The sequence below is a fragment of the Segetibacter koreensis DSM 18137 genome, assembly GCF_000374045.1.
Classification (GTDB): Bacteria; Bacteroidota; Bacteroidia; order Chitinophagales; family Chitinophagaceae; genus Segetibacter; species Segetibacter koreensis.
Window position 1 is genome coordinate 1 of the sequence record NZ_KB893347.1, and the last position, 11709, is coordinate 11709.

Annotated in this window: 13 protein-coding genes and 1 pseudogene; 13 read left to right on the forward strand and 1 reads right to left on the reverse strand. The window is 38.4% G+C overall.

Going from position 1 to position 11709, the window contains the following annotated elements:
- The first annotated feature begins 336 nt into the window (after positions 1–336).
- From B154_RS0119320 to B154_RS0119365, 10 genes are all read left to right on the forward strand, one after another.
- A complete protein-coding gene (locus B154_RS0119320) occupies positions 337–957 on the forward strand; it encodes a hypothetical protein (protein ID WP_018615972.1) in 621 nt (206 codons plus the stop codon).
- Between the two features lie 198 nt (positions 958–1155).
- On the forward strand, positions 1156–1632 hold the full coding sequence (locus tag B154_RS0119325) for a T6SS immunity protein Tdi1 domain-containing protein (RefSeq protein WP_018615973.1): 477 nt from the start codon (positions 1156–1158) through the stop codon (positions 1630–1632).
- A gap of 732 nt (positions 1633–2364) precedes the next feature.
- Positions 2365–3588 carry a group II intron reverse transcriptase/maturase gene (gene ltrA / locus B154_RS0119330; protein WP_018615974.1) on the forward strand — a complete coding sequence of 408 codons (1224 nt, stop codon included), beginning with the start codon at positions 2365–2367 and terminating at the stop codon, positions 3586–3588.
- Positions 3589–3733: 145 nt separating this feature from the next.
- On the forward strand, positions 3734–4174 hold the full coding sequence (locus B154_RS0119335; RefSeq protein WP_169337681.1) for a DUF3805 domain-containing protein: 441 nt from the start codon (positions 3734–3736) through the stop codon (positions 4172–4174).
- Positions 4175–4187: 13 nt separating this feature from the next.
- On the forward strand, positions 4188–4760 hold the full coding sequence (locus tag B154_RS0119340) for a hypothetical protein (protein WP_018615976.1): 573 nt from the start codon (positions 4188–4190) through the stop codon (positions 4758–4760).
- Positions 4761–4942: 182 nt separating this feature from the next.
- Positions 4943–5611 carry a hypothetical protein gene (locus B154_RS0119345; protein ID WP_018615977.1) on the forward strand — a complete coding sequence of 223 codons (669 nt, stop codon included), beginning with the start codon at positions 4943–4945 and terminating at the stop codon, positions 5609–5611.
- Between the two features lie 232 nt (positions 5612–5843).
- Complete coding sequence (locus B154_RS0119350; protein ID WP_018615978.1) at positions 5844–6641, forward strand: PhzF family phenazine biosynthesis protein; 798 nt, start codon at positions 5844–5846, stop codon at positions 6639–6641.
- A 5-nt stretch (positions 6642–6646) separates the two neighbouring features.
- The gene (locus B154_RS0119355; RefSeq protein ID WP_018615979.1) at positions 6647–7093 is read left to right on the forward strand and encodes a DinB family protein; all 447 of its coding nucleotides are present in this window, start codon (positions 6647–6649) and stop codon (positions 7091–7093) included.
- 231 nt (positions 7094–7324) lie between these two features.
- Entirely contained in the window at positions 7325–7618 is a 294-nt protein-coding gene (locus tag B154_RS0119360) for a type II toxin-antitoxin system HigB family toxin (protein ID WP_018615980.1), read from the forward strand.
- An 86-nt stretch (positions 7619–7704) separates the two neighbouring features.
- Positions 7705–8061: a helix-turn-helix domain-containing protein gene (locus tag B154_RS0119365; RefSeq protein ID WP_018615981.1), complete on the forward strand. Its 357-nt coding sequence runs from the start codon at positions 7705–7707 to the stop codon at positions 8059–8061.
- Between the two features lie 492 nt (positions 8062–8553).
- Here B154_RS0119365 and B154_RS0119370 read toward each other — a convergent pair whose 3' ends face one another.
- Positions 8554–9621 (reverse strand): IS110 family RNA-guided transposase, encoded by a 1068-nt coding sequence (locus B154_RS0119370; RefSeq protein WP_018615982.1) that lies wholly within the window; start codon positions 9619–9621, stop codon positions 8554–8556.
- 337 nt (positions 9622–9958) lie between these two features.
- Here B154_RS0119370 and B154_RS0119375 point away from each other — a divergent pair, with 337 nt between their 5' ends.
- From B154_RS0119375 to B154_RS33990, 3 genes and pseudogenes are all read left to right on the forward strand, one after another.
- On the forward strand, positions 9959–10528 hold the full coding sequence (locus B154_RS0119375; RefSeq protein WP_018615983.1) for an alpha/beta fold hydrolase: 570 nt from the start codon (positions 9959–9961) through the stop codon (positions 10526–10528).
- Positions 10529–10752: 224 nt separating this feature from the next.
- Positions 10753–11043, forward strand: a complete 291-nt coding sequence (locus tag B154_RS0119380) for a nucleotidyltransferase family protein (protein WP_018615984.1) — start codon at positions 10753–10755, stop codon at positions 11041–11043.
- A gap of 182 nt (positions 11044–11225) precedes the next feature.
- Positions 11226–11336 (forward strand): annotated as a pseudogene (locus B154_RS33990) (HepT-like ribonuclease domain-containing protein); the annotation flags it as partial.
- Positions 11337–11709 lie beyond the last annotated feature (373 nt).

Sequence of the window (11709 nt, forward strand, 5' to 3'; positions counted from 1 at the left end):
CGCAAGTACTGATCGTTTAAGAACAGGGCAGCATTCCAGCTACGTTTGTGTACATCAAGACCCACAAAAATTGTTTGTTCGTCGAAGTTTGCTGTAACTTTATTCATGGCGTTTAGATTTAGTTGTAACCAAGATTGTTACTTGTAGTCAAAGTTAAATTTGATCTACTTCGCTGTCTAAACGCCACTTTTTTTATAGCATAAGGGCTTTATAAAATTGTGGCTGTAGATTAAGCATTCCACTTTAAATCGCTATTTTGCTTTTGTAGGTAATTGAAATAGACGTTTTTCAAATACCCCAACTTCATAAACACTTCCACGTTAGCTGCTACTTTATATGGACACAACTTCACAATTTTGGAATTGGTTTAAAGACAACAATAAAGCATATACCTTTCTCAATTCTGTTGACGAAGAAGCAAAAGAAAAACTTCTTAACGACTTTTTAGAACAGCTACATAAATATTGCGACAGCATATATTTCGAAATCGGCGGGTATCCTGACGAAGACCAAGAATTAATCATAACCGCAGAAGGTGACAAAAACTATTTTGGCAAAGTGGAAGAATTGGTGAACGCTGCACCAATAATTGACGGCTGGACTTTTATTGCCTTCAAACCGCCTATGCCTGACAGTTTCAAGAGTAACTGGGACGACTTGGAACTTAACACCGAAGACATGTGGTTTCTTCCGCTTTCTAATGACAAAACTCAAGACTTAGGAATAAGGGTGTGTTTCAACAATCAGGACTTGATAAAAGACAACGAAAAGTTGACACCGCTATTGTATAAAATGCTTGACACCATTGTGGGCGAAAAATCATTTGCTTTAGATATTCATTACGTTGACACAGACCTGTTGCCTGACGACCCAGAAGAAGAAGGATTGTATCCCATTTTAGAATTACCGAATTACATCGAATGGCATAAATCCAAAGCGACGAAAAGCAGCAGCTAACAGTGCATTTGCAATAGCATGGTTGACGGAATAAACTTCGGCTGCAAATCATTTATCGGCTTTAGTTTCGGCAGACATTACTCTGTTCGGCATTAGTTCTTAACTTCAATATCGGTTTTTTTAATTTGGCATTTGTTCCAGGCTGACAGTTCGCTATTGCCATGCCATCGCAAATGCTTTAACGTTGTACGCCACTTTATGGAACTTACTTTAGAGCAGTTAGCTAAAGACATCACAAACATTGACCTAAACGACATTTTAGAATGTTGGCGGTGGCGCTTGGACAAAATGCAAGCTGTTGTGACAATTTCTGTTTTGGGTGACATTTTTTTGTTGGGAAATGACGGCGCTGTTTATTGGCTACAAACAGATAGTGGTGAATTGACCAAAATTGCTGACACTTTTGAACAATATCAACAGTTTTTAATTGACGACGAAAAAATAGATAATTGGTTTTTGCCTTCACTTGTAGAGAAGCTATTAGCTACTGGCAAGACGTTGAAAGAAAATCAAGTTTACAGCTATAAGAAACTTCCTGTTATTGGTGGAGAATACACAGTTGACAATATTGAACCGACCGACATGAGTGTTCATTTTGCATTCAGTGGACAAATCTGCGAACATATTAAAGATTTGCCTAACGGAACGAAGGTCAACATTAAGGTCGAGCACTAATCCAGCGGCGTACAACATCGGCTTTGCAATATGGTAGCTGATGAATAAGTGCTGAGCGATTGTACTACTATAGAACTTTAGTAATAAATTTAAACTGACGGAACACGGAATACCACCACATCGCAAAGCCGTCAACGTGTGTGTCTTGAACAGTTTCCGGAAGGAAACTGATGCTATACAGATCATGGAAGTCTTTTAAAGAATAATCCAAAGAGTGGAAGTCAAGCGAAGCGACTGAACCATCTTAGGTTAAACAATAAGAGAACTGGACTTCCGCAAACGACTTTCAGGAGTAGTTTGCAAACCACCTTATGCTGCATTAAGCGGAAACGTTTTTTGTGGTGAGCGATAAGGAAAAACGGCAGCAATGACTGCTGTAGGTGAGCATTACAGAGCTGAATAAATTGAACCACCTATTGAAGCCTCGTAAAGGCATACAAAAGATGTTGAGAGCAGCTATTTACGTTTGTAGCTGTTATAAGTGTAAAGGGCGTCCTGATTACTGTTTACATAACGTCCGGGGTAAAGGTGGCAGGAATGTAATGTAGGGTTTTGTATGGAACAAGAGAAGCCGCTGTCGTCCTGTTAACCGTAGTAGGGATGCAGGCATGCAAGGATAGTATGAGACAAGCGGTGGCGGACTAAACCGTAGTAGCAATGAAGTTGCCGAAAGGCAATGTAGCAAAGGGTTTAGCCTGTTTGGTATCATAATCATTTACAACCGTAAAAGGGATGATTGACTATTATGAGACAAAATCGCAGCCAATTACCAGGGTAATGGTATGGGAGGCATACAAGAAAGTAAGAGCTAATAAAGGAGCCGCAGGCATAGACGAAGTAAGCTGGCAGCACTTCGACAAAGAAGTAAGCGCCCAGTTATATAAGCTGTGGAACAGGCTCACTTCAGGCAGCTATTTTCCAAAACCTGTACGACAGGTATCCATTCCAAAAAGCGCAGGTGGAGTACGTAAGTTAGGCATACCCACCATAGCAGACCGCATAGCTCAGCAAGTGGTAAGAACACAGCTCGAGCGTATTGTAGAACCTTACTTTCACCAGAACTCTTATGGTTACCGCAAGGGTAAAAGTCAACATGATGCAGTAGAGAAAGCGATGAGCAATGCTATGACCAACGATTGGGTAATAGACCTCGATATCAAAAGCTACTTCGATACAATCGATCATGAACTGCTGCTAAAAGCAGTCAGTCATTACTGTAAAGAAGAGTGGGTGTTGATGTATATAACCCGTTGGCTCAAAGCAGGAATAGTACAACAGGATGGAGTATATACAGACAGCCTTACGGGAACACCACAAGGTGGTGTAATAAGTCCACTACTGTCCAACATCTTTTTACATGTGGTGTTTGATAGATGGATGGAAAAGCACCATCCTGAGAAACCATTTGAGCGTTATGCTGATGACATTGTGGTACACTGCAAAACAGAAAAGCAGGCGCAGTATGTATTGAAGATGATAGTGCTACGCTTATCCACTTGTAAGCTAGCAGTAAGCGAAAGCAAAACAAAGATTGTAAACCTGCGAGGTACAACTGAAAAGAAATACCCGCGTAGTGTAGACTTTTTAGGGTTCAGCCTTCGTCCTATATGGAGCAAAACCAGCAAGGGTAATAAGCTGTTGGTTACAAGTTTTATAAGCAAAGCATCCATCACAAGAGTGCTACGTAAGTTCAGAAGCTATGGTATTCATAAGTGGCGAAAACCTATAGAAGCAATAGCAACGAAATTACAACCCGTAATACGTGGTGTAATCAATTATTACTGCAAAATTTGGTCGTCGCATACACGTTACATATGGCAACAACTCAATGCAAGGTTACTAAAGTGGGTAAAGTGGGAGAAAGGCTTATACAAGAAAGCGGCTATGAAATGGCTACAAACCAAGTACAGGGAAAAGCCAAACTTATTTGCACATTGGCAATTGGTGCATCCATAAGGTAGAGATACATTTGTGATTTAAAAACAGGAAGAGCCGTGTGAAGGGAGACTTTCATGCACGGATCTGTGAGAACGCAAGGGTGAAACTCCCTTGCGTGACTCGACTAGGTGCAATACGAACACCTCATAATTTAAACAAAAGCTTGAAAACATTTACGTCTGAAGATGGTTGGTATAGTTTAAATCTCCCTCCAGAGTGGGAAGAATACGATGATGAGAAAGAAAGCACCCATGCTTTTTTCAATGCTAAATCATGGACTGGAAATTTTAGAATTACTACTTTACATTGGGACACTCTTAATGACACTAATGAAGATAAAGCATCTCAACTTGTGGCGGAAGACGTCGAGGAAAACCAAGGAGCTATACTTACTAAAGTAAATGGTTTCGATTGTGCTCATTATAAGAACGAGACTGAAGACGAAGATGGAGTGTTTGTAATTTATTATTGGGTGTTTGGAAAAGACTTGGACTTGTTTATTTGCTCATTTACTATTGCAAAAAAACAAGAAGGGACGCATGAAAATGATGTTGAATTAAAAATTGTGCGGGATATTATTGACGGCATTCACATAAACTATTAGTACTGCACCTAACATGCATGTTTATGTAATACTGGCGGAAGAACATAAGCCAATCTTTTCTATCTTTAATCATCATCAACAAGTTAATGAAGCATTAGTATTTCAAATACCAGTACTACATAAACATGTTCAACGTTACCTGCTATATCTTATGAACTTCAAACTTCTAAAAATATTTTTACCAACTCTTACAAGTTTTATTGGACTTGTAGGAATTTTTAATTTTGAAGATAAGTATCATAAATTTTTTTCAATTGCTGCTCCTAATTCTGACCCAGGGCCCCAAATAGATATTCCACTACTTATCGTATTGACTATACCTTTTACACTAGCTTTGATATTTGAGGCCCTTGCTGTACTTCCGTTTTGGACGAAGATAAAAGAGAACAGGCGAGTATTCGGACTCAAGCTTTGGCAAATCATCGCATTGATTTCCCTTTCATTGGGACTTTTGGTAGGAGTAGTCACTTTGTATAAAGAAGGATTTAAAAAAGAAGTCATTATTTCCTGTCTTATGATAACCGCAACGTTTGCAATTTACTGGTCTATAAACTTTTTGACACTTACTTTTATTGACAGAAGCTGATACAGCAGGTAACAGAGGTATTTGCAATATTGGCGCTGAAAGGAATTGCAATGAATCAGTTGAATATTTTGTGAAACAGAATATTTTTATTGACCATTTGTAATGCCAATTCCCCAACATCGCAAATACCAGAACCGTTAGCTGATATGTTTGGGCAAGAGCGTGCTAATCATTAATACACCATGGCAAAAAGACTTGTAACTACTATTTTCCTAATTGCGATAATTGGAATTGTAGTCTTTTACTTTTTGTACGTTAATGGTTGGTATGAGTTCAGAAGAAGCACTGACACGCCAAAAGAGTTCTTGAATAAGACCGAGGTAGTTAAAGAGAAATATCGAAGAGACAGCATGGAGATACTTAGGCAACTAAAAAAAGAACTTTCACACCATGAGGGATTTTTCTACAGCAAGGAATTTTTCGAGGACACTAATATCATAATAGACACAATCCTCTATAGTCCCAAACTTGATAAATTAGCTGCTTTAGTAATTGTACAAAATCCGACAACGAGGCAGATACAGCCAAATCAATTCAAACCATATTATTACAATGGGACAAGTTACTTAGGAGGAAGAGAAGCTGATACGATTGGCGTAACTTGGTTTCAACCTCATTTGATTAATTACACCGATAAGAATGAATTATCGAGTGACTTACGAGAAGAATGTTTTAGACTTTTGGTTTTTAAGGACACTACAGATAGATACGCTCTAAAATACAATTTGAATGACATTCGTTTTTGGACAAGTAGCATTTGGGAAAAAAGAGAAGCAGATTTAATTAGACGAAAAGAATTTGAGGAGGAAAAACGGTTACACCCTGAAAATATTTATGAACCACCAAAGTAAGTAACACATCAGCTAACATGCGTATTTGTGCAAGTGCGGCAGGATGTTGACAGCTTCGGCTTCAGTTCATTATTCTGCTTCTGTTCGGCCGGAAGAATATCTATTTGGCTTTAGAAAGTTATAATTAGCAGCAGTATCTTTAGCCAGGCATTTGTTCAGGCTGAATATCATTGAATACCACACCTGCACAAATACGTACAACGTTGTGTGCTATCTCGGACAATCATAAAAAATGAAAACATATTTTGTAGATTCTTTTACCAATCAAAAATTTAAGGGTAACCCTGCTGCAGTTTGTATTGCTGAAAATGACCTTGACCCTGCAACGATGCAAAGCGTTGCTACCGAAATCGGCTTTTCAGAAACTGCCTTTCTCAAAAACTTATCAGGTGATACATACAGCATCCGGTTTTTTACACCTAAAAAAGAAATTCCGTTGTGCGGACATGCCACTTTAGCGTCTTCTAAAATCATTTTCGATACCACTGACCTTGCGCAGATCACCTTTTTGAACAGTGAAAACGTTGAATTGAAAATCCGCAAAAGTGAAAGTAAAATTGTCATGCAGTTTCCGGTTTATGATACAGAAGAAATCCAGGTTCCACAACCTGTATTGGATACGCTTGGCATCAATGAAATGTTGAACGCAAGATATAGCCCAAAAAACAAAATTATTCTCATCGAAATAAAAGACACAGCGTTATTGGCCAATTTACAACCAGATTTCCAGGCCTTGCTTCAATCTTATTCTGGCATAAATGGGGTTTTAGTAACTGCACAAGCTAACGATTCCAAATTTGATTTTCATTACCGGTATTTTTGGCCGTGGGCAGGAACCAATGAAGACCCGGTGACCGGCGGTGTACAAACGTTTCTTACAAAATATTGGGCAATGAAATTAGGTAAGAATCGATTGAGCGCTTTTCAAGCTTCGGCGAGAACCGGTATGATGACAACTGAATTACTTGAAGGAAGCGTATTGATTTTTGGCGAAGCTGTTACCGTATTCGAAGGAGAATTTAAAAGATAGGCTGCATGTTAATTGAAACATTACAATCATTATTCACAAGAGACCTAAAAAAGCTCCGTGCTGAAATTGAGTTGTACAAGAAGGAAGAAAACATTTGGAAGACAGAAGAAAGTATCACCAACTCAGCCGGAAACCTTTGCCTTCATTTAGTGGGCAACCTGAATACCTATATCGGGAAGGAAATTGGTAAAACCGCTTATATAAGGGCCAGGGATTTAGAGTTTTCGCTAAAAAATATCCCCCGGGCAGAATTGCTCAATAAAATTGACAACACTATTTCGGTTGTCAGTGCAGCACTTGATAATATGAACGAAAGTGATTTGGCCGTTGAATATCCTATTCTGGTATTTGAAGAAAAAACATCTGCCGGGTACTTATTGATGCATTTGGCTACTCACCTGACCTATCACTTGGGACAAGTCAACTATCACAGAAGATTGATTGACAAATAAAACAGCACACAACATTTGCTTTAATCAATATGGGCGGAAGAATGGGTGTTCAGTATAAACATTACTATTTTGCTGTTGAACGAAGGTTGAGACATTAGTATTTCAAATTCCCATACAGCTTAAAGCCCTTTCCCGTTGGGCGTCATGCGGTTCGACTTTCTCTCAGCAAAATATTCCAGTCCTAAATATCCCATTACGGGAACTTTTGTTATCTTTGACAAAAGTTAAAGGGTGAGAGTTATTGCTAAGAAAATACTTCGGGAGTTTTGGGAAATGCATCCTGACTGTGAACAACAGTTGAAAGCGTGGTACCAGGAGACTAGCAAAGCAGAATGGAAAAATACAAAGGTCATTAAGAGCGAGTATCCTTCTGCCAGCTTTTTAGCGGACAACCGTGTTGTTTTCAACATCAAAGGCAATCATTACCGATTGATTGTTAAAATCAATTATGATTATCAAATGGTGTGGATACGTTTCATCGGGACACATGTGGAGTATAACAAAATTGATGCTAAAACAATCTAAAAATGAGAGTTCGTCTCTGATTGTTGTTTTCTTGGCGTAATTAGCGCAAAGCCCTCAACGTTAACTGCAATTTTAAAATTTGTAAAATGACAATAAAGCCCATAAAGACCAAAAAAGACTACAACCAGGCAATGGAACGGCTGGAAGTTCTTTTTGATGCCAAGAAAGGTTCTCCAGAAGGAGATGAACTTGAGGTGCTGAGTATCTTGATTGAGAAGTACGAGGACGAGCATTTCCCCATTGGACTGCCTGACCCCATTGAAGCCATTAAGTTTCGTATGGAGCAGTTGGGTTACAATCAGGTTGACTTAGCAAAAGTTGTAGGATTAAAGAGCCGTGCTAGTGAAATATTGAACAAAAAAAGGAAACTGTCGTTGGACATGATACGCCAACTTCATGACAAGTTGCATATTCCGACTGATGTATTGATACAGCCTTACTAACAAACTGCACGAACGCCCAACAAGTGTATCTTATGTACCTTTTATAGGAATTGAGTAAGTTAATATGGTAGTAGATAATCTATAAAATTCTTTTGAAAGAGAAAGATTAATAAGCGTAATTAACCTTTCCCCTTCGCAAGAGTTTTTCCTTATTTCAGATATAAATATTTTTTTAAATCAACATAACCAGCATCCTATGAGTAGTCGGATATTTTGAGTTTTAAGCTAAAATAAGCGCTACATTTCTCCGTTATTTTTTATTGACTTTTACGCTTAGCCCTTTTTTGCGAGAGTGGCGTAAAACAGGTGCTACATTCTTGGCAGAAGAAAATACTTCGCTTTTTGATTATTGTACGATGACAAATTTTGTTTAGTAGTCAGCCTGCCTGTTTGTTTTTGATATGCTGTGGTTTATTAATATTTTTTTTAAGAGCCCTGCTGCAGTCTTGCCGAAGTATCCTTTGTAACACCTCATGTTTAGCAGTCAGGGCTTTATTTTACTATTCCATATTCGTATGGTGTTTGATTAATCAGCACATAACGTATCCTGCTTAGAAGCTTCAGGGCTATTTTAATAATTACGATTTTGGTATCTTTTCTTTTCAGCTGCTCCTGAAAGTACAAGCGAATAGCTGGGTCTGTTCTTTTGGCTGTCCATGCACTTTCCACCAGGTCGCTTCTTAGCTGACGGTGTTTTCTTACGGTAAGTATGCCTTTGTTTTCATTTTGACCACTGCTATGCTCCATGGGCAGCAGTCCAACAAAACTATTGACGTGGTAAAAGGTCTCAAACCTTTTCACATCACCTATTTCTACCAGCAGGCTGGCTGCTGTAAGTAGACCTATGCCAGGAATGGTACGTAGTAGGTAATAGTTGGTTTTATAGCGTTGTTCGCGCATCATTTTTCTGATGTCATTGCTGATGAGTAATAACTCCTTTCGCAGGAACTCCATTTGAGCAATCATGTAATCCAGAGCTGTACGCCTGCTGCTCTGCCAGCAATCAAGGGTCTTCAGCCACCCAATAAAATTGTGGCACCAATTAGCATTATCGTATTGTTCAGGAAGGTCTATGCCACTAAAAGCGAGGCAGCCTTTAATACGGTTTTTGCAGCGGGTAAGGTCTTTCCAAATTCTTTTGCGGTGACGGAAAAGTACCCTGTCTGCTTCCTGTTGTTCGTTTGGTATATGAATGCCATGCAGGATACCTGAGTGTAAGCGAAAGCCGATGTTACGAGCGTCACGCGGATCGGTTTTTTGCAGCGTGTCTTTTTGAGACCTGGGAATATCAGCAGGATTAACTACCAGGCATTCAATGCCGCATTGTGTCAACTGGCGTTGTATCCAAAATCCAAACTTTCCAGCTTCATAAGCAGCTTTATACCGTGCACCGGGAAAGTGTTGTTTTAAATAAGCAGCCATAATGGAAGGGTTTGGTTTCTGATGCACGTTTTTTAAAAACATGTCATTCAAATCAATACCGAGGTTCCAACTGGCTTTATGGATATCCATACCGATAAAAATGGTCTGTCCTTGGAAATTTGTTTTAATTTTATTCATACTGTTGAGGTTTTTGTAATGAAATTAAAAGTTAGTGTAGCATTTTAAAAATGACTACTTTTTTAACTGCCTCAACAGTTCTTTAAGATTACATGGAGTCTTGCTGCAAGTGGGGCTGAATGTTGGAGCACTCGACATCAGTTCATTTATCAGCAGTAGTTTCAGCTGAATGAATCGAGCCAGGCCAAAGTTCTTAATTTCATCATCAAATAACATTAAGCAGCAGCACCAGCAGAATGTTACTAATTCCCCCACCTGCAGCAATACTCTAACGTGAGCGGTCATTGTAAAAGAGCGCGATTCAAAGAATGCAGCACTGTTATTTTGAATATAGCCAATGAAAGCTAAGCAAGTTATATTTATTCAAGGCGGTGGGGACAATGGATATGATGCGGATAGTGCATTAGTCCTTTCTTTAAAAAAGAATTTGGGAAATGAATATCAGGTAGACTATCCTGCAATTCAATCAGACGAAACTTCCTCTGATTTTGGTTGGACAAAACAAATCGGAGAGATTATCAATAAAATCAATCAGGATACAATTCTGGTTGGTCATTCGTTTGGAGCTTCTATGATTCTAAAGTATTTCTCTGAAAATTCCATAAGCAAATCAATTAAAGCTATTTTTCTTCTTGCAACGCCTTTTTGGAGTGGAAACGACGACTGGCAGAAAGGCTTAAAACTTAAAGAGGATTTTGCCTACAAACTATCAAATAAAATTCCCATCTTTCTCTATCATTGTCAGGATGACGAAGAGGTACCTTTTTCACACTTTAACGAATACAAGAAAAGACTTGCTAAAGCAACTTTCAGGCAAATAAACATTGGTGGACATCAATTCAGCAACGACTTAGCATTCTTAGCGACAGAAATCAAATTTTATGAAGCATGCACAATGAACCGCTAACAGTGCATTGGCGCATATGGCGGGGCGACGAATAAATCATAAGCAATAAATCGCTTGTCATCACCTGTCCGGTGAGACCGAATTCTAATAAGCATTTGAATAAAATTTTTACATTAGTTCTTTAATCAGCATCGGCACTAGGCAGACGAACATAAAGCCGCCACATCGCCAATGCTTCAACGTTATGGGCAATGCGATTTGCAGTCTTTCCTTATATTTGACACGTGGATCAACTTAATGACATAAAGCAAATATTGCAACAGATAAAGCCTGAGTTAGTTCAAAACTTTCATGTTCATACAATTGGAATTTTTGGTTCCGCTGTTAGAGACGATTTTTCTCCTGCAAGTGACGTTGATATTATCGTGGATTTTAATCAGCCTATAGGAATAGAATTTATTGATTTAGCTGATTATATTGAGACACAGCTTCAAAAGAAAGTTGACTTGGTTTCAAGAAATGGCATTAAAGACAGATATTTCAAAGCTATCGAAGGAGAAATTGTTTATGTCTAAACGAACACCTAATCTACTTGTTGCTGACATTTTAGATAGTGCTCATAAAATTCTTGATTATACTAAGGACTTAAGTTTTGATGATTTTAATAAAAGATGGTAAAACAGTTGATGCGGTAATTCGAAACTTTAAAATAATAGTTGAAGCAGCAAACAGACTTTCAGAATAATTTAAGGATAAATATCCTTCCCTCGACTGGCATAGAATAATAGGTTTCAGAAACAGAATAGTCCATAATTATTTTGGAATTGACTACGCTATCGTTTGCAATCAGGGATTCTTTCCTTGCTAATATGATTTCTAATTTGCAGAAAATCCCATAAAGAAAGCACTACGCCCATAACAGTGTGTCTCCTATGTATATAGGCATTTAAACAGGGATAATATCGTTGTACTTTTATATTCTTTTGAAAGCAAGAGATAACAGAAGGTTTTATTCAATTATCTCCTGCCTTCGCCAGATGTTTTGTCCATAACAAATTTAATAATTTTTTTATCAATCATCATCCATTACCAGCATCCTATGAGTAGACTACAACAGGCGTAGCTACAAGCTCTTGTGTTTTAAATTTATAAATGATGAGTTGTGCTTCTCTTCTTTTCATTGGCACAACAAACAACCGGCCACATGCTTTAATAAAGGTCAATGCTTCACGCTTTTGATT